This is a genomic window from Streptomyces antnestii, assembly GCF_004005495.1.
Lineage (GTDB): Bacteria > Actinomycetota > Actinomycetes > Streptomycetales > Streptomycetaceae > Streptomyces > Streptomyces antnestii.
The window spans coordinates 356,435-373,833 of sequence record NZ_RZYA01000007.1; the positions used below are offsets into that span (position 1 = coordinate 356,435).

20 protein-coding genes and 1 pseudogene are annotated in these 17,399 nt (G+C 72.2%); 11 read left to right on the forward strand and 10 right to left on the reverse strand.

Features of this window, described 5'->3' with window-relative positions; all coding sequences use genetic code 11:
- Positions 1 to 294 precede the first annotated feature (294 nt).
- Positions 295 to 663, forward strand: a complete 369-nt coding sequence (locus EOT10_RS17985; protein WP_223281036.1) for a DUF899 family protein — start codon at positions 295 to 297, stop codon at positions 661 to 663.
- Positions 664 to 700: 37 nt separating this feature from the next.
- On the opposite strand, the gene EOT10_RS17990 is transcribed toward EOT10_RS17985, so the two are convergent.
- Both EOT10_RS17990 and EOT10_RS17995 read right to left on the reverse strand, forming a co-directional pair.
- A complete protein-coding gene (locus EOT10_RS17990) occupies positions 701 to 1,084 on the reverse strand; it encodes a DUF3037 domain-containing protein (protein ID WP_127829230.1) in 384 nt (127 codons plus the stop codon).
- Complete coding sequence (locus EOT10_RS17995; RefSeq protein WP_127829231.1) at positions 1,081 to 1,908, reverse strand: HipA family kinase; 828 nt, start codon at positions 1,906 to 1,908, stop codon at positions 1,081 to 1,083. Before EOT10_RS17995 ends, EOT10_RS17990 begins: the two co-directional genes overlap by 4 nt.
- A 223-nt stretch (positions 1,909 to 2,131) precedes the next feature.
- Here EOT10_RS17995 and EOT10_RS18005 point away from each other — a divergent pair.
- Positions 2,132 to 3,106 (forward strand): annotated as a pseudogene (locus tag EOT10_RS18005) (ABC transporter permease); the annotation flags it as partial.
- Between the two features lie 184 nt (positions 3,107 to 3,290).
- Positions 3,291 to 3,779 carry a Rieske (2Fe-2S) protein gene (locus EOT10_RS18010; RefSeq protein ID WP_127829233.1) on the forward strand — a complete coding sequence of 163 codons (489 nt, stop codon included), beginning with the start codon at positions 3,291 to 3,293 and terminating at the stop codon, positions 3,777 to 3,779.
- Between the two features lie 203 nt (positions 3,780 to 3,982).
- Here EOT10_RS18010 and EOT10_RS18020 read toward each other — a convergent pair whose 3' ends face one another.
- Positions 3,983 to 4,627 carry a cysteine hydrolase family protein gene (locus EOT10_RS18020; RefSeq protein WP_189491709.1) on the reverse strand — a complete coding sequence of 215 codons (645 nt, stop codon included), beginning with the start codon at positions 4,625 to 4,627 and terminating at the stop codon, positions 3,983 to 3,985.
- 124 nt (positions 4,628 to 4,751) lie between these two features.
- On the opposite strand from EOT10_RS18020, the gene EOT10_RS18025 reads away from it, so the two are divergent.
- The gene (locus EOT10_RS18025; RefSeq protein ID WP_127829235.1) at positions 4,752 to 5,219 is read left to right on the forward strand and encodes a pyridoxamine 5'-phosphate oxidase family protein; all 468 of its coding nucleotides are present in this window, start codon (positions 4,752 to 4,754) and stop codon (positions 5,217 to 5,219) included.
- 252 nt (positions 5,220 to 5,471) lie between these two features.
- Here EOT10_RS18025 and EOT10_RS18035 read toward each other — a convergent pair whose 3' ends face one another.
- Entirely contained in the window at positions 5,472 to 6,389 is a 918-nt protein-coding gene (locus tag EOT10_RS18035) for a LysR family transcriptional regulator (RefSeq protein WP_127829236.1), read from the reverse strand.
- A gap of 75 nt (positions 6,390 to 6,464) precedes the next feature.
- Here EOT10_RS18035 and EOT10_RS18040 point away from each other — a divergent pair, with 75 nt between their 5' ends.
- Complete coding sequence (locus tag EOT10_RS18040) at positions 6,465 to 7,472, forward strand: DMT family transporter (protein ID WP_127829237.1); 1,008 nt, start codon at positions 6,465 to 6,467, stop codon at positions 7,470 to 7,472.
- On the opposite strand, the gene EOT10_RS18045 is transcribed toward EOT10_RS18040, so the two are convergent.
- Positions 7,463 to 8,794 carry an aminotransferase class I/II-fold pyridoxal phosphate-dependent enzyme gene (locus tag EOT10_RS18045; protein WP_127829238.1) on the reverse strand — a complete coding sequence of 444 codons (1,332 nt, stop codon included), beginning with the start codon at positions 8,792 to 8,794 and terminating at the stop codon, positions 7,463 to 7,465. The genes EOT10_RS18040 and EOT10_RS18045 overlap by 10 nt on opposite strands.
- A 35-nt stretch (positions 8,795 to 8,829) precedes the next feature.
- Here EOT10_RS18045 and EOT10_RS18050 point away from each other — a divergent pair, with 35 nt between their 5' ends.
- Positions 8,830 to 9,528: a pyridoxamine 5'-phosphate oxidase family protein gene (locus tag EOT10_RS18050; RefSeq protein ID WP_223281037.1), complete on the forward strand. Its 699-nt coding sequence runs from the start codon at positions 8,830 to 8,832 to the stop codon at positions 9,526 to 9,528.
- A gap of 139 nt (positions 9,529 to 9,667) precedes the next feature.
- Here the strand turns inward: EOT10_RS18050 and EOT10_RS18055 are convergent, their stop codons facing one another.
- Both EOT10_RS18055 and EOT10_RS18060 read right to left on the reverse strand, forming a co-directional pair.
- Positions 9,668 to 10,531, reverse strand: a complete 864-nt coding sequence (locus EOT10_RS18055; protein WP_127829240.1) for an ABC transporter permease — start codon at positions 10,529 to 10,531, stop codon at positions 9,668 to 9,670.
- Positions 10,528 to 11,439, reverse strand: a complete 912-nt coding sequence (locus EOT10_RS18060) for an ABC transporter ATP-binding protein (RefSeq protein WP_189491712.1) — start codon at positions 11,437 to 11,439, stop codon at positions 10,528 to 10,530. Before EOT10_RS18060 ends, EOT10_RS18055 begins: the two co-directional genes overlap by 4 nt.
- A gap of 133 nt (positions 11,440 to 11,572) precedes the next feature.
- Here EOT10_RS18060 and EOT10_RS18065 point away from each other — a divergent pair, with 133 nt between their 5' ends.
- Positions 11,573 to 12,787, forward strand: coding sequence for a sensor histidine kinase (locus EOT10_RS18065; protein WP_189491714.1), 1,215 nt, complete (start codon positions 11,573 to 11,575; stop codon positions 12,785 to 12,787).
- Positions 12,784 to 13,443, forward strand: coding sequence for a response regulator (locus tag EOT10_RS18070; protein ID WP_127829242.1), 660 nt, complete (start codon positions 12,784 to 12,786; stop codon positions 13,441 to 13,443). The genes EOT10_RS18065 and EOT10_RS18070 overlap by 4 nt, the downstream gene beginning before the upstream one ends.
- A gap of 33 nt (positions 13,444 to 13,476) precedes the next feature.
- Here EOT10_RS18070 and EOT10_RS18075 read toward each other — a convergent pair whose 3' ends face one another.
- Both EOT10_RS18075 and EOT10_RS18080 read right to left on the reverse strand, forming a co-directional pair.
- A complete protein-coding gene (locus tag EOT10_RS18075; protein ID WP_223281038.1) occupies positions 13,477 to 14,505 on the reverse strand; it encodes an EamA family transporter in 1,029 nt (342 codons plus the stop codon).
- A gap of 114 nt (positions 14,506 to 14,619) precedes the next feature.
- Positions 14,620 to 15,156, reverse strand: coding sequence for a Clp protease N-terminal domain-containing protein (locus EOT10_RS18080; protein WP_431313298.1), 537 nt, complete (start codon positions 15,154 to 15,156; stop codon positions 14,620 to 14,622).
- Between the two features lie 198 nt (positions 15,157 to 15,354).
- On the opposite strand from EOT10_RS18080, the gene EOT10_RS18085 reads away from it, so the two are divergent.
- Both EOT10_RS18085 and EOT10_RS18090 read left to right on the forward strand, forming a co-directional pair.
- Complete coding sequence (locus EOT10_RS18085; protein WP_127829288.1) at positions 15,355 to 15,543, forward strand: hypothetical protein; 189 nt, start codon at positions 15,355 to 15,357, stop codon at positions 15,541 to 15,543.
- A gap of 128 nt (positions 15,544 to 15,671) precedes the next feature.
- Positions 15,672 to 16,100: a type II toxin-antitoxin system Rv0910 family toxin gene (locus tag EOT10_RS18090; protein ID WP_127829244.1), complete on the forward strand. Its 429-nt coding sequence runs from the start codon at positions 15,672 to 15,674 to the stop codon at positions 16,098 to 16,100.
- Positions 16,101 to 16,196: 96 nt separating this feature from the next.
- On the opposite strand, the gene EOT10_RS18095 is transcribed toward EOT10_RS18090, so the two are convergent.
- Entirely contained in the window at positions 16,197 to 16,811 is a 615-nt protein-coding gene (locus EOT10_RS18095) for a PadR family transcriptional regulator (protein ID WP_127829245.1), read from the reverse strand.
- Between the two features lie 124 nt (positions 16,812 to 16,935).
- On the opposite strand from EOT10_RS18095, the gene EOT10_RS18100 reads away from it, so the two are divergent.
- Positions 16,936 to 17,364 (forward strand): VOC family protein, encoded by a 429-nt coding sequence (locus tag EOT10_RS18100; protein WP_127829246.1) that lies wholly within the window; start codon positions 16,936 to 16,938, stop codon positions 17,362 to 17,364.
- The last annotated feature ends 35 nt before the right edge of the window (positions 17,365 to 17,399 follow it).

A 17,399-nucleotide genomic window follows, 5' to 3' on the forward strand; every position in this document is an offset into this window, starting at 1 on the left:
CGAATCCTTCGATCACAGCCATCGTTGATGGCTGCGATGAGGACGGTCGCCTCCGTAGGCGCAGTTCTTGGCGGGGCGTCGAGGATGTGCCCGCATCCGGGACCCTTCCGTACAGGGGCTGGCTTTCTCGGTCCGCTCGCTGATCAGCGCAGAGCTGACCTCAGCTCAACTGTTGGCGGGCCGTGGAACCGCAATGGACCCAAAAGATCAGTTTGGGAGCTTGTGATCCGGACTGGGGACCGGGGGGGGGACGGCCACCCGAGGGGGACGGCCACCCCACCCCAGGAGGACGCGATGAGCGAGTTGTTCACCGCCAAGGACCGCCCGCTGATCATCTACCACTTCATGTACGGCAAGCTGCAGACCGACCCCTGCCCGATGTGCACCCTGTGGATCGACGGCTTCAACGGCGTCGCCCACCACATCGCCCGCAACGGCTGGCACCGGCTACGGCTGCTGAGCTGTGGCGACAGCACGTTCACGTACGACATGGGCAGCGAGAACAAGGACGGCGAACAGGACTGCGCCGTCTCCGTCTTCACCCGCGACGGAGACGGCGCGGTTCGGCACTTCTGCTCCACCCACCCACGCATGGCCGACGACAGCGACCAGCGCGGTCGCGGTATCGAGCTCCTAGCCCCCGTCTGCACCTTCTCGACCTGACACCGCTGGGCCGCGACGACTGGTGCGGTGCGCGCGGTCACCGCACGAGAAGGTCCAGAAGCCGCTCGGCCTCGGCGCCGGGGTCCGCCGTGAGGCCGGTGTGCACGGGCCCCGGCTGCACCACCGTGGAGCGCGGCGCGACGAGCCAGCGGAAGCGCCGGCCCGCATCGTCGTCCGCCGCCTGGCCCGCGGCGCCGCCCCCTCTGCAGTGGTTCTCGACGGCCGCGAGGGAGGCGCGGACGCCGGTCACGTCCGCCTCGGGGTCCAGGGCGCGCAGCCTCGCCTCGTCGAGGTGCGTGAGCGCGCGGACGTAGGACTTGGCCCGGCAGTAGACGACCACGCCGGCGTTGATCTGTTCCCCGCGCTCGACGCGCGGGACGACGCGCAGCAGCGCGTACTCGAAGACGTCTCGTGTGGTCATCGGGTGCCGCCGTTCAGGGTGGCCGTGCCCGTCAGCCAGCCCGGGGTGCGCGGAAGGCGGTCCGGATCCGGCTCGGGCAGGGTGATCCGCTCGTGGACGGTCGCCGCGCGGGGCAGCAGCACGCCCGCGTAGGCGCGGCGCACGGCGTCCGGGTCGTCGAAGCCCGGCTCGTCGGCGAGCCAGGCGTCCGGCACGTCGGCGGTGACCTCGGCGAGCAGGTCCTCGGTGAGGCGGGGCGCGAGTTCGGCGGCGGCGGCCGCGACATCGGGCGCGAACGCGGCGAGCGCGTGGTCGCCGGCGTCGTACGGCCTGGCCGCGGCGGCCCCGGCACCGCGCCAGTTGTGATGCCAGATCATGCTCGCGCCGTGGTCGATGAGCCACAGGTCGCCGTGCCAGACCAGCATGTTGGGGTTGCGCCAGGACCGGTCGACGTTGTTGATCAGGGCGTCGAACCAGACGACGCGGCCCGCCTCCACGGGGTCCACCTCGTAGGCGAGCGGGTCGAAGCCGAGCGCTCCCGAGAGGAACTCCATCCCGAGGTTCACTCCACCGCTCGACTTGAGGAGGCCCTGCACCTCCTGGTCGGGTTCGCCGAGGCCGATCACGGGGTCGAGGTCGATCCGCACGAGGCCCGGCACCCGGAACCCGAGCCGCCGCGCGAGCCCCCCGCAGATCACCTCCGCCACGAGCGTCTTGCGCCCCTGCCCCGCGCCGGTGAACTTCATGACGTACGGCGCGAGATCGTCGGCCTCGACGAGCCCGGGCAGCGAGCCGCCCTCCCTGAGAGGGGTGACGTATCGGGTCACGGTGACTTCATTCAGCAATTTCCCGGCCTCCGCAGCCCACTAGCCTTGTCTCTGGGGGATTTCGGCCCGTACCTCCATCCCCTGCCTCCGGCACGAAGTGAGCATAGTGACCAAGCGTGACGGCCGGCATCGAGGGCTTCCGGTCGGGGTCAGGCCCGGAGGTACGTTCCGGGTCAGGCCCGGAGGTACGTGAGGACGGCCAGGACCCTGCGGTGGGTCGTGTCCGTCGGAGGCAGATCCAGCCACCGAGATCCGAGGCCGGACGGCCGCCGACTTCGTGCTCACCCCGGCGAGCGACGCCGGCTTCGACGACGCGAGGCTGAAGCGGCTCCGGGCCGTGTCCGGTGCCGAGGTCTCCGCGAGCTCGTCGGGCGCCGTGTACGTCCTGGAGGACGGCATGGCGCTCATCAGGTCCGAAGCCAGGGCCGCCGACCCGGAACCTCTCGCGGCAACGGCGCATCTCCCGCTCGCCGCGGGGAAAGTGAGCGACCTGGACGACGACTCGGTCATCGTCAACGAGGAGTGGCAGAAGCACTCCGTGGGCGAGCGGGTGGACGTATGGCTCGCAGACGGTACGACGAAGTCCCTGAGGATCGCCGCGGTCATGACCATCGGCACCGGCAACAACGGCGTCTACGTCACCCCGCGCAACGCCCCCGAAGCGCCCGCCGACCGGGCCGACGTACGCCTCGCGGACGGTGCCGACACGGCCACCGTGGCCGCCGGTCTGCGTCAGGCGGTGCGAGCGTCGGGCGGGCAGGTTCTCACCAGGGACGCCTGGGTGCGAGCGACGTCCCCCGAGACCAACCGGACGACCCGGACGGGCCTCTTCCTGGTCCTCGGAATCGCCCTCCTCTGCACCCGCATCTCACTGGCCAACACGATGGTCATGGCGACCTCCGACCGGGTTCGCGACCTCGCGGTGCTGCGGCTGGCCGGCACCACCAGGTGGCAGGTGCTTCGGCTGGTGGGCGCCGAGGCGCTGATGGTGGTCATGGTCGGCGGGCTGCTGGGGGCGCTGGTCGCCGGAGTCGATCTGCTGGGCATGTGGGGCGCGCTTGGCCTGCTGTCGGTGCGGACGTCCATCGAGATCCCGTGGGCGACGCTCGCGGCAGCCACGGGCGCCTGCGCGGTACTCGCCGTGCTCTCGGTGGTCGTCCCGGCCGCCCTCTCCCTGCGCCGCGGGGCGGTGGAACTGGCGGGCATACGCGAGTGACCTCAGCGCCCGTCGGCCCGCACGCCCGTACACCCGTACGCCGGATGCGTGCGCCGTCCACGAACGGGTGCCGCCACTCGCCACACCGGCGTGACATGAAAGTCCGCCCTCCGGTTGAACGCTCCGGCCAGGCGGCCCGTACGAGACGTGGCCACCCCTCTCCAACCGAAGGGAAACACCGGTAATGACCGCTTCGCAGGAGTCCGTCCCCTCCCCCGCCCGCCGTACCGTCGTCGCGGCCGTGGGAGCCGTCGGTGTCGCCGCAGCGCTCAGCGCGTGCGGGAGTTCCGGCGACGCCTCGTCCAAGGGAAAGGGAAGTGAAGGGGGCGGGGGAGGCAAGACGGACACGGCCGGGTCCGGGGCCGCGGCCGGGAAGGAGAAGGGGAAGCCGCTGACCAGGACGGCGGACATCCCCGTAGGGGGCGGCAAGGTCTTCGGTGACGCGGGCGTGGTCGTCACCCAGCCGAAGAAGGGCGAGTTCAAGGCGTTCACGAACATCTGTACCCACCGCCAGTGCCCGGTCTCCGCCGTCGAGGGCGGCACCATCAACTGCCCTTGCCACCACAGCAAGTTCTCGATCGAGGACGGCAGCCCGCAGCCGGGCTCACCGGCCACGCAGCCGCTGGCCGCCAAGCAGATCACGGTGTCGGGCGACTCGGTCGAGCTGGCCTAGGGCGTGTCCGGCGGATCAGGGTCGGACAGGTCGCGGCATCCGGTGCGGTGCATCGCAAGGCGCCGGAGCGTCCTGACAGCGGAGCTGTCCGGACGTTTCGGCAACGCGACGAGGTGCCGTGCGAACGGGGACACCTCCCAGCGGTAGCCGGGGGAGTCGCGACCCCGGCCATGATCCGCCGGACACGCCCTAGCACCCGCCCCTCACCCCTCCCGGCGCGGGCGCTTCCAGCAGGTGAGCACGTCCTCGGTGGACGTGACCGTGGCGACGAGGGCGAGCGTGTTGCGGACCATCGCGGGGGTGTAGTCGGCCGGCACCCCCGCGATGGCGTCGGCGGGCACGGCGACGGTGTAGCCGCGGTTCACCGCGTCGAAGACGGCGTTCGGTACGGCGACGTTCGACGAGACGCCGGTCACGATCAGCGTGCGGCAGCCGAGGTTGCGCAGCAGGGCGTCGACGTCCGTGCCCGCGATGGGCGAGAGGCCGTGCAGCCGGCGTACGACGATGTCCTCGTCGGCGACCTCGACGGGCGGTGCGATCTCGACGGCCCTGGTGCCCGAGAGCTGCTGCACGGGCAGGCGTTCGGCGGCGCGGAACAGGCGGCCGTTGCGGTTGGCGCCCCGCCCGTCGGGCCTGCGCTCCGCCACCGCGTGCAGGACCTGCACACCGCTGTCGTGCGCGGCCGAGACGAGCCGCGCCACATTGCCGAGCGCCCCGGACTCCCTGGCCTCCTGGGCGAGTTGAGGCAGGGCACTGTCGGGGCCGACGACCCCCTGCTGGCACTCGACGGTCAGCAGCACCGTGGTGGCCGGGTCGAGCAGGTCGGCGAGCTCTTCGTACGACGGCACGGGGTCCCCCTGTCGCAGGCGTCCTGAGCGGCGAGAGACTAGCCACCATTGCGTCACGGCGGAAGAGACCGCATGCTTCTGATCTGACACACCGTCAGTGAGACGCCCGCGAAGGGAAGCACCCATGACCGTCACACAGCGCCGGGGCCGCCGGATCATGATGACGCCGGCCGAGCTGGACGAGTTCCTGGGCTCCCAGCGCACCTGCCGCGTCGCCACCGTCTCGCCCGAAGGTTCCCCGCACGTCAGCACCCTGTGGTTCGCCTGGGACGGCACCTCCCTGTGGCTGTACTCGATCACGCGCAGCCGCCGCTGGGCCGATCTGCGCCAGAACCCGCGGATCGCCGTCGTGATCGACGACGGCGAGGAGTACGGGGAACTGCGCGGCGCCGAGCTGTCGGGCGCGGTCGAGTTCGTCGGGGAGAGCCCGCGCACCGGCGAGCCCGTGCCCGAACTGGACGCCCCCGAACGACTGTTCGCCCACAAGAACTTCGGCCTCGACGAGATGTTCCACGACGGCCGGCACGCCTGGGCCCGGCTCACGCCGGACAAGATCGCGTCGTGGGACTTCCGGAAGCTGGCGTCGCTCTAGGGCGTGTTTCGAAAGTCCCGCCTGCCCCGCGACGTCTGGCACGCACTCCCCCACTCTCGGCTTCGCTCGAGCGGGGGGACCCCCATGCGGCGTTGCCGAAACGTCCGAGTGGCTCCGCCACTAGGACGCTCCGGCGCCTTGCGATCGCACGCACCAGACGCCGCGGGGCCCGCCCTCCGGGCGGACGACGCTACTTTCGAAACACGCCCTAGGTGAATTGGCCCGCAGGGTCAGACGCGCCCTGGACCCCTATTACCTCGCCGGTACGCCGCCGAGGCTCTCCCCCACTGCCCGCAGCGCCTTCACCGCCGCCCTGATGGACGGGCGCCGGTCGGCGTCGGCCCGCCACACGACGTAGACGTGCCGGCGTACGCGCTGCCGTACCGGCACGGTCACCACCCCGTCCGGCACCGGGTCGCGCCCGAGCAGCGGGGCCACGCACACGCCGAGCCCGGCGGCCACGAGGCCGAGCTGGGTATGGGTCTCGGCGGCGCGATGGCCGATGAGGGGTTCGACCCCCTTGGCGCGCAGCGTGAACAGCAGCCACTCATGGCAGAACTCGCCCTCGCCCCAGGTGATCCACTCGTCGCCGGCGAAGTCCTCCAGGCCCACCTCGCTGCGGCCGGCGAGGGGGTGGTCCGCCGGCATCGCGACATCGGCGGGGTCGTCGAGGATGGACGCCTTGACGAGGCCGTCGGGGAGCGGCATCGGCTTGTTGTACCAGTCGAGCACGACCGCGAGGTCGAGGTCGCCGCGCAGGACCCCGGCGATCCCCCTTTCCGGCTCCAGCTCCTGCGAGCGCAGCCTCAGCCCCGGGTGCTCCGCGCGCAGCGCCGCGAGGGCGTGGGGGAAGAGCCCGCGGGCCGCCGTCGGGAACGCCGACAGTCTCAGCTCTCCCACGACCTGCCCCCGGTGCGCCTCCAGCTCGGACTGGGCGAGCTCGACCTGGGACAGGATCCGTCCCGCGTGTTCGGCCAGCAGCCGCCCGGCGTCGGTGAGCCGCACACCCCTGCCGTTCTTGGCGAGGAGCTGCTGCCCGACCTCGCGTTCCAGCTTGGCCATCTGCTGGGAGACGGCGGACGTCGTGACGTGCAGCCCGGCGGCCGCACCACTGACGGACCCGTGGCGGGCGAGTGCGTCGAGGGTGCGCAGGCGCTCCAGGTTCAACATGTAAGTGATGCTAAGCGACACTCGGCAATAAATCTCGCTTGTGCTAAGAGGTTGCGCGACGGCATGGTTACGGCCATGAGCACCGTCGCCTCCTCGTCGTCCCGCACGACTCCGACCACCACCACTCCCGGCACGAACACTCCCGGCACCACCATTCCCGGCACCCCTACAGCCGAGCGGCCCCGCCGCATCCTCGACTGGCGTCTGCGCTTCGGCGTGCTGTCGCTCATCTGGGGCTTCAGCTTTCTCCTGATCAAGGTCGGCACGGAGGGCTACGCGCCGTTCCAGGTGACGCTCGGCCGGCTCGCCTTCGGCACGGTGGTGCTCGCCGTCGCGATGGCCGTGAAGCGTGAGCGGCTGCCGCGGGGCGTGCGGACGTGGGGCCACATCGCGGTGGCGGCGCTGCTCCTGAACTCCCTGCCGTTCTCGCTGTTCGCCTTCTCCGAGCAGACGATCCCGTCGACGCTCGCGGGCATCTGCAACGCGACGTCCCCGCTGTGGGGCATGGCCCTGTCGCTGGTGGCGCTGTCAGAGGACCGGCCCACGCGGCGCCGGGTGGCGGGGCTCGGCATCGGCTTCCTGGGCGTGCTCACGGTCCTCGGGGTGTGGCAGGGCTTCCACGGTCTCGACCTGGCCGGCACGGCGATGGCGCTGCTCGCCTCGCTCAGCTACCCGGTCGGCTGGATCTACCTGCGCCGCACCCTGGCCGGGACGGGCCACTCGAACCTGTCGCTCTCGGGCGCGCAGCTCCTGATGGCCACGCTCCAACTGGCCGTCGTCACCCCGCTGTTCACGACGCTCCCGGACCGTCTGCCGGTCGTCCCGCTGCTCGCGATCGTCGCCCTCGGCGCACTCGGCACCGGTCTCGCCTTCCTCATCCAGTACGGCCTGGTGGCGGAGGTCGGTCCGACCACGGCCCAGATGGTCACGTACTTCATCCCGGTGATCGCGACGGCCGCGGGCGTCGCCCTGCTCGGCGAGTCCCTGAGCTGGTCCACGCCGATCGGCGCGGTGGTCGTGCTTGCGGGCGCGGCGCTCACCCAGTCGAGGCCGCGGAACCCCCGGCGCAACGCTCAGCCGTAACGGCGTGCGGGGGCCGGCCCCGTGGCGGACGCGACGGCGTCGGCCACGGGGCCGATGTCGTCCTCGCCGAGCGTCGACACGGTGATCCGCACCCCGGGCGCCGCCCCCATGCGGAAGCGCGCCCCGGGCGCCACGGCCCACCCGGCGTGCAGCAGCCGGGCGACCGCGCCCGTCTCGTCCGGGACGGGCACCCACACGTTCATGCCGCTGCGCCCGTGCGCCGCGACGCCGCGCTCGGCGAGCGCCGCGATGAGGGCGTCGCGCCGCCGCCCGTACGAGGCCGCGACGGCCCGCGTGTCGACGGCGCCCTCGGACCACAGCCTGACCACGGCCCTCTGCAGGATGCGGCTGACCCAGCCGGGGCCGAGGCGCTGGCGTCCCTGGACCCGGTCGACCGTGACGGCGTCGCCGGTGAGGACGGCGATGCGCAGGTCGGGCCCGTAGGCCTTGGCGGCGGAGCGGACGAACGCCCAGTGCCGCGTCACACCGGCCAGCGGGCGCAGCGGCAGGTCGACGATCCCGTGCCCGTGGTCGTCCTCGATCAGGAGTACGTCCTTGTGGGCGGCCAGGACCTTCCGCAGGGCACGCGCGCGTGGGGCACTGACGGCGGCGCCCGTGGGGTTCTGGGCGCGGTCGGTGACGACCAGGGCCCGCGCCCCCTCGCTCAGCGCCCGCTCCACGTCGTCGGGGAGGGGGCCGTCGTCGTCCACGCCGACGGGCACCGTGCGCAGCCCGAGCGCCGGGACGAGGTCGAGCAGGCTGCCCCAGCCCGGGTCCTCGACGGCGACGGCGTCGCCCGGCTTGAGGTGTGCGGCCAGCACGCGCTCGATGGCGTCGAGGGAACCGGAGGTCACGGTGACGGGGCCCGCCGGGACGCCGTCCTTGTCGAAGGCCTCGCGCGCGCGGCGCGCCAGCTCCGGCTCCAGGGCCCCGTCTCCGTAGAGGACGGGTTCCTCGTCGCCGCGCGCGGCCGCCCAGGCGAAGGCCTCGGCGAGCGGGGGCAGGAGGGCCGTGTCCGGGTTCCCGTTCGAGACGTCGCGGACCCCGGCCGGCGCGTCGACACGGATCAGCTCGCGGGCCGTCGTGGCCGGCTTGGACCGCACGCGGCTGCCGCGCCGCCCGCCGGTCTCGATCACCCCGCGCTCACGGAGGGTGCGGTACGCGGCCGCGACCGTATTGGGATTGACCCCGAGCTGCTGGGCCAACTCCCGCATGGGAGGCAGCAGTTGCCCGGGCTGCAGGTCACCGCTGCCCACCGCGCGTTCCACGCTCGCCGAGATGTCGGCTGCGCGACGGCCTTCGATCCGATACTCTCCTAGCACAAAGCAGATTATGCACTAGTGCAATGGAGTTTGCAATGAGCGTGGCATCCGAGTCCGGCACCGTCGCTTCCGGGGAAGCCGCCGGCTCCTACCCGGCGACCGAGCGCACCGTCCCGGCCCGCATGCGTGAGCGGACGTACTACGACCGCGAGCTGGTCCACTCGATACTCGACGAGGCCTACATCTGCCATCTCGGCTTCGTCCGCGACGGCTCCCCCGTCGTGCTGCCGACCCTGTACGGCCGCGTCGGCGAGACCCTCTACGTGCACGGCTCCACGGGAGCGCGCGTCCAGCGCCTGGCGGGCGCGGCCGACCCCGGCCTCCAGGTCTGCCTGACCGTCACCCACGTCGACGGCCTGGTCCTCGCCCGCTCCGCCTTCCACCACTCGCTCAACTACCGCTCCGTGGTGGTGCACGGCCTCGCCCACCAGGTGACCGACCCCGACGAGAAGCGCACGGCGCTCGACGCGCTCGTGGACCACGTGGTGCCCGGCCGTTCCCAGGACTCGCGCCCCGGGAACGACAAGGAGCTCGCGGCGACGTCCGTGCTCCGCCTCGACCTCGCGGAGGTCTCCGCCCGCGTCCGCGCCGGCGGCCCGAACGACGACGAGGAGGACCTGGGCCTGCCCCACTGGACCGGTGTCGTCCCGCTGACCAAGGGCCACGGCACCCCGGTCCCGGCCGACGACCTCGCCCCGGGCATCGCCCTGCCGGACTACCTGACCGCGCTCTGACCCGGCCCGCACGCGTCTTACCCGGTCCGTACGTGTCTTACCCGGTCCGTACGTGTCTGGCCCGGCCCGTACGCGTCTGACCCGGCCCGCACGCGTCTGACCCGGCCCGTACGCGGGTGGCCGCCCGCCGCGCGCGCCGTCACACGTCCCGGCGGTCCACGACCACCAGTGCGACGGCGACTGCCACGAGCGGCCACAGCACGTACACCGCCCACGCCCCGCCGACCGTCGCCGGGTAGGGGACGTGTTGTGGCACGGCGTCGACTTCGGAGAGCCGCTGCCACGCACGCTGGGGCAGCGCATGACTGATCGCGGCCGACCAACGGCGGTCCTCGGAGACCATGTTGGGCAGCAGCAGGAGCACCACGGCGCTCGCCACCATCGTCGTCGCGCTGTGCCGGATCAGGGCGCCGAGGCCCAGGCCGACGAGGGCGCAGACCGGGGCGAGCAGCGCGGACGCCACGATGCCGCGCCACGCTCCGGGGTAGTCGAACGGCAGGCCGAGGTGACGCCCGGACAGGATGGCCTGGCTGACGGCGAACGACGCCGTGGAGGCGACCGCCCCGTACACCAGCGTCACCCCGGTCAGGACGATCGCCTTCGCCGCCATCACCGAGCGCCGCGCCGGGACGGCCGCGAACGTCGTGCGGATCAGGCCCGTCCCGTACTCGCCGACGACCGTGATGGCGCCGACGCTGCCCATGATCAGCATGAGCACGAGGCCCGCGTTGTTGGTGAACGTGTCGTTGTACGACCACTCCGGGACGAAGACGGCCTTGATCCTGGGGTCGTAGTGCGGCCAGTTCTGGTAGTCGGCGAGGGCCGCGTTCGCGTTGAGGGCGACGAGGCCGAGCGCCGTGAGTCCGAAGGTCCAGCGCATCGAGCGCAGGGACCACAGCTTGAGCCACTCGGCGGCGAGCAGGTCGGCGAACCGGGCGGCGCGGGGCGTGGCCGCCGGCCGGGCGGGGGCGGCGGCGGACGTCTGTGGTGTGGTCGCGGTCATCGGGTGTCTCCGGCGAGGTATTCGACGCTGTCGGCGGTGAGTTCCATGAACGCCTCCTCCAGGGAGGCGGTCCGGGTGGCCAGTTCGTGGAGCATGTGGCGGTGCCGGTGGGCGAGTTCACCGATGCGCCGGGCGCTCAGGCCGGTCACGGTGAGCCCGCCCGTCCCGTCGGGCCGCACCGACGCGCCCTCGGAGGTGAGGAGTTCGGCCAGCGCTGTGGTGTCGCGGGTGCGGACGTGCACGGTGCGCCGGGTGCCCCGGTCGGCGAACTCCGCCAGGGTCTCGTCGGCGATGAGTGTGCCCCGGCCGATCACGACGAGCCGGTCCGCGGTGTTCTCCATCTCGCGCATCAGATGGCTGGAGACGAACACGGTGCGGCCCTCGGCGGCGAGGCGGCGGAACAGTCCCCGTACCCACAACACCCCTTCCGGATCGAGCCCGTTGACAGGTTCGTCGAAGAGCAGCACGGGCGGGTCGCCGAGGAGTGCCGCCGCGATGCCGAGCCGCTGCTTCATGCCGAGCGAGAACCCGCCGATCCGGCGCCGGGCCGCGTCGGTGAGGCCGACCTCGTCGAGGACCTCGTCGACCCGGCGGCGCGCGATGGCGTTGCTGCGGGCCAGGATCGACAGATGGGCCGCCGCGGTCCGCCCGCCGTGCACGTCGCCCGCGTCGAGCAGCGCTCCCACGTGCCGCAGTCCGCGCGGATGGTCGCGGAACCGGTGTCCGTCCACGGTGACGCCGCCCGAGGTGGGCTCGTCGAGGCCGAGGGTCAGGCGCAGGGTGGTGCTCTTGCCCGCGCCGTTCGGGCCGAGGAACCCGGTGACGCAGCCGGGGCGCACGGTGAAGGTGAGGCCGTCGACCGCCATGGTGCGGCCGTATCGCTTGGTCAGTTCGCAGACTTCGATCACGCGGTCAACGCTGCCGTGCGGGCCCGCGTCCGTCATCGGACCGACGGCGGCATTCCCCGGCGCCCGGGATCGACCCAGGGTGTACACCCACGGTCCGATGCCCACGCGCCACCGCCCTGGCTACGATCACCGCATGCCCGCCGCCCCGACCCTGCCCCTGCCCCTGCCTCTGCTCAGACGCGTTCCCCCGGGTGCCTGGACGGCCCTGACCTGGTGCGCCTCCACGGTGTACGCGTGCGTGGTGCTCGTCACCACGCCGGGCGAGGGCACCGTGGTGCCCGACCACGGGCTGATGCGGCCGCCGGGCAACTGGGCCTATCTGGCCGTGGCCACGGCGTTCGCGCTCGCCGGCAGCGCGGTCCTGCGCCGGTTCCCGCTGCCGGCCGTCGGCCTGCTGCTCCTCGGCTCGCTCTGCGGGGCCATGGCACTGAATTCGATGGAGATCAACTTCCTGCAGTTCCTGGCCGTCGACGTGGCGTTGTGCGTCATCGCGGCCGGGTCCTCGCGCCGGTCCTCCCTCACCGCGCTCGCCATGGCGATCGCCCTCGTGACCGGCTACGCCGTCGTCCGGCTGCTGCTCGGCTACGGGATCGGCACGTCGACGGACATCGCCGTCTGTCTGACGGCCGTCGTCGCCTGGTTCATCGGCCACTCAGGCCACGAGGCCCGTGAGCACGCCGAACAGGTACGCGCGCAGGCGGCGGCCGCGGCCGTGAACGGTGAACGGCTGCGCATCGCGAGGGAGTTGCACGACATGGTCGCGCACAGCATCGGCATCATCGCCCTGCAGGCGGGAGCCGCCCGCCGGGTCATCGACACCCAGCCCGACCGGGCGAGGACCGCGCTGAGCGAGGTGGAGACCGCGGGCCGGGAAACGCTGTCGGGCCTTCGCCGGATGCTGGTCGCGCTGCGCGCCGCCGACTCGGACGAGCCCGGGGAAGGGGCGCCGCGGCACCCCGCGCCGGGCCTCGCGGACGTGGACCGCCTCGCCGCGGCGACGACGGCCGCCGGGGTCCGGGTGGACGTGCGGTGGCAGGGCGAACGGCGGGCGCTGCCGCCGGAGATCGACCTGTCGGCGTTCCGCATCATCCAGGAGTCCGTGACGAACGTGGTGCGGCACGCGGGCACGGCCTCGTGCCAGGTGTCGATCGCCTGCCAGGACGAGGAGTTGTCCATCGAGGTCGTCGACACGGGGCGGGGCGAGGGTGCCACCGGGGGCGGCGGGTTCGGGCTCGCGGGCATGCGCGAGCGGGTCACGCTGCTGCACGGCGACTTCTCGGCCGGCCGGCGTCCCGGGGGCGGCTTCCGCGTGGCGGCCAGGCTGCCCGTCCCGGAGGCCGTCCGATGAGCGTCCGCGTCGTCCTCGCCGACGACCAGGAACTCGTCCGTACCGCCCTGCAGATGGTCATGGCCGACACCCCCGACCTGACGGTGGTGGGCGAGGCGGGCAACGGCGTGGAGGCGGTCGAACTCGCCGGGAGCGCCGCGGCGGACGTCGTGGTGATGGACATCCGGATGCCGGGCATGGACGGCATCGAGGCCACCCGGCGGATCACCGCGGGCCCGAGCACCGCCCGCGTCCTCGTCCTGACCACGTTCGACGACGACGATTACGTGTACTCGGCACTGCGCGCGGGAGCGTCCGGATTCCTCGTCAAGGACATGGCCCTGGACGACATCCTCGCGGCGGTCCGCGTGGTGGCGGCCGGTGACGCCCTGATCGCGCCGAGCGTCACGCGCCGACTGATCGCGGAGTTCGCCGGACGCCCCGAGCCGGTGCCGGGCCCGCGCCCGGTCCAGGGCATCACCGAGCGCGAACGGGAGGTCCTGACCCTCGTCGGCCGCGGCATGTCGAACACCGAGATCGCTCAGGCCCTGTTCATCTCGGTGGCCACCGTCAAGACGTACGTGACCCGCCTGCTCGCCAAGCTCACGGCCCGCGACCGGGTCCAACTCGTGATCATGGCGTACGAGATGGGACTGGCGTCGGCCCCGCCCCGGTGAACGCCGTGGACTAGGAGGGTGTCCGACAATTCCCTAGTTCGCGCTGCCGTGGCCCGACAGGGTCCGGTCCGGTGCGGTCCGCTCCGCGGTCTGCGGGCCGCCCTCGCCGACGGCGACGACCTCGGGCTTCGCCGGGGCCGACGACTGGGCGATGAAGGCACCGACCAGGACGACCGCCCCGCCGAAGATCTGCGGGGCCGACAGGTGCTCGCCGAGGAGCACCCAGGCGAGGACGGTCGCGATGACCGCTTCGAGGCAGGCCACGACCCCGGCCACCTGGGGCGAGAGCCGGCGCACGGAGAGGACGCCGGTGACGTAGGCGACGACGGTCGCGAGCAGCACGATCCAGCAGAGCAGCAGCCAGGCCGGCACGGAGGTGCCGTTCATCGAGGCGCTGCCGCCGAGCACGGACCAGTCCATGGTCCAGGGCCGTGCCACGGCCGTCAGGACGAGGGCGCCCACGAGCAGCCCGTACGCGATCACGCCGAGCGGGTCCGGTGCCTGCTCCCCCGCGTCGCTGCCCTGGTCGGACAGGACGAAGTAGCCGACCTGGCAGCAGGCGGCGCCGAGGGCGAGCAGCAGGCCGATCAGGTCGACGCTGAGGCCCGCCCACACCTCGACGACGCAGGCGAGGCCGCCGACGGCGAGAACCACGCCGAGGGCGGCGGCGCGGGTCACGGGCCTGCGCTGCACGAAGCGCACCCAGCCGAGGACGAGCGCCGGCGCGAGGTACTCGATGAGGAGCGCGACGCCGACCGGAATCCGGGAGATCGCCGCGAAGTAGCAGGCCTGTACACCGGCGACGGCGAGCAGGCCGAAACCGGCGAGCAGCGCGGGCCGCCGGACCAGCAGGGAGCGGTGCCGCCAGGCGACCGGCAGCATGACGAGCGCGGCGCCCGCGACCCGCAGCCACACCACGTGGAGCGGGTCGAGACCCGCCTCGATCAGCGGCTTCGCCGCCACACCCGAACCGCCGAAAGCGAGCGCCGAGCCGAGGGCGAGCCCCAGTCCGACACCTCGTCCACGATTCGCCTGAATCCCCTGAGACGCATGCACCGGCACATCATGACAGCCGCCGTCATGACCGTCACCCCCGATAACCCCTGTCTCACGTGGCGGACGCCCCGCGCACGCCGAGGAGCCCGGCAGTTCACCCGGGCGCTGGAGCAGGGGCCCTCAGCACCCCGCCTCGACGCGCTGCCGCAGGCTCTCCGTGTCGATGCCCGCCCGGGCCAGCACCTCGACCGCGCGGCAGTCGCGGTCCGCGGCCAGCGCGGCGAGCAGGTCGACCCCGCGCGCCCGCCGGTCGCCGCGCCGGACGGCGCGGTCCAGGGCCGCCTCCATCGCGGCGGCCGCGGCGGGCGACCAGCCGAGCTCCGTCACGACGGGCACGGCGCCGGAGTCCTCGACGGTGCCCTGCCACTGGAGCCCGTACCCGATGCTCCGCTGCACGAGGTAGCCGAGGAGGCGGGCGAGCTGGGGTCCGCCACCGAAGGCCTCGCGCACCCGCGGGTCCGTCTCGAGGAGCGAGTGCAGGAGATGGGCGGTGTCGATCTGGCCGTCCCCGTCACGCACGGCTCTGCGGCGCGCGCCGGCCTGCACCGAGGTCAGCTCGGGACTGAGCTCGGGACTGAGCTCGGGACTGAGGAAGCCGTCGACATCTTCACGGTTGCGGCCGCTTGCCGCGGCCTCCGACGGGGTAGGGCTCTGCACATCTCCCACCTCATCAGCCCCTGTCCGGCCGGGCATCCCCGGCGGGAAGCATTTCCACGTCCGACAGAAGGTGGGCACGTCCGGGCGGGTTCTCCTCCTTACGGATGAGATCGCGCCGTTTCACCCCGAGGAGCGCGCGCCGCCTTGCATCACGCGTCGGACGCAACCGGACACAACCGGAAGACGTCCTTCACTGATATGGAGAGCAGGTGCTGGCTCGTCGCCCTGCCCGCGATCGACGGCCGACAATACGTGTACCGGGTATACGCACCCGACGACGCGCTCCTCGCCGACCTGTTCTGGGACGCGTGGCACTGCCACGACGAGGGGCCGCACCCGCGCGCCTCGGACCTCTTCGACGCCGCGGTCATCGAGAAGCTCGCCTGACGGCCCATCTCGCCGACGGCTGACCACTTCTGACGGTTCATCAGTATTGAATGTTCGAGGCCCTGCGGCTACTTTCCGCGACACCACGGCTGCGCCCGCCGCAGCTCTCGTCGAGAAGGGGTGGTCGCATGGCCGAAGTCAGCGCGGAAGCACGGATCGGGGCGCCCGCGGAGAAGGTCTGGGCCCAGCTCACCGACTTCACCGCGTTCGGAGAGTGGAGCGCCACGCACACGAGCTTCCCCAAGGGCGCCCCCACGGCGCTCGAAGTGGGCGGCACCTTCGAGGAGAACATGAAGCTCATGGGCTTCCCGGCGGAGGTGACCTGGACCGTCGAGGATCTGGAGGCCGCCCGCACCCTGGCCATCCGCGGCAAGGGACCGATGGGCGTGAACATCGGCACGCGCTACACGCTGACCGCGGACGGCGACGCCACCACGGTCCGTATCGACGGCGAGTTCACGGGGGCCGCCGTGTCGCTCATGGCGGGCAAGCTCAAGGACTCGGCGACGGCCGCGCTCAACGAGTCGCTGCGCAAACTGGCCGGCCTGGTGGCCTGACCCGACCCGTACGCACGAAGGCGCCCCGCACACCAGGTGCGCGGGGCGCCTTCGTCTGTCGGTACGGGGAATCCCTCCGACCGAACTCAGTCCTCGTCAGTCCTCGTCGGCGAGGATCAGGTACAGCTTCTTGCGGGCTTCGTTGATGACGGTCAGCGCCTTCTCGCGCTGCTCCTTGCTGCCGGTCTTCCAGACCTGCCCGAACGCCTCCATCAGACCGAAGCCGGCCTGTCGGATCTCGTTCAGGGAGTCCCAGTCGACCCCGCGCCCGGCCTCTTCCCAGGGAGCGTCCGGGCCCTCGTCGGCCGCGGAACGGCCCGGCTCGGTGAGGGAGAACAGCTTCTTGCCGCCCTCGCTCTCGCTGGCGATGAGGCCCTCGTCCTCGAGCAGCTGGAGGGTCGGGTACACCGATCCCGGGCTGGGCTTCCACGCCCCGCCGCTGCGCTCGGCGATCTCCTGGATCATCTCGTAGCCGTGCATCGGACGGTCCTTCAGGAGGGCCAGGATCGACGCGCGTACGTCACCGCGCCGTGCCCTTCCGCGAGGTCCGCCCCGGCCGCCGCGCCCGCCACCCCAGGGTCCCGGGCCGAAGCCGGGCCCGAAGGGGCCGAAGGCGGAGCGCCGCCCTTCGAAGCCGCCCCGACCGGGATGGCCGGGCCCGCACTGTCCGTGTCCGTGTCCGTGCTCATGTTCGTAGCCATGGGGACGCATCGACATCATTCCTTCCATCGTTGATCGGTCGCGATGCGTCAACGATATATCGGAACTGTTCGGCTGACAACCCTCCTCATCTGACAGGCCTCCTCACTGACAACCCTCCTCATAGGGTGGGCCGATGACGTCGATCAAGAAGTTCCAAGTCACCTTCGACTGCGCAGAGCCTGAGCGCCTCGCCCGCTTCTGGTGCGAGGTGCTGGGGTACGTCGTACCGCCGCCGCCGGAGGGGTTCGTCACCTGGGACGACTTCAAGGGCTCACAGCCGCCCGAGCAGCGGGATTCCTGGTTCGCCTGCGTCGATCCCTCGGGGGTGGGCCCGCGGCTGTACTTCCAGCGCGTCCCCGAGGGGAAGGCCGCCAAGAACCGGGTGCATCTCGATGTGCGGGTCGGCACCGGACTCGTGGGTGAGGAGCGCCTCGCCGCACTCGAGGCCGAATGCGCACGGCTGGTCCCGCTCGGCGCGGTACACGTGCAAACGCTGTACGACGGAAACGATTCGTGCATCCCGATGCTGGACATCGAGGGCAACGAGTTCTGCATCGACTGAGGACCGCGCACCCGGTCCAGAACTCCCGAATTGGC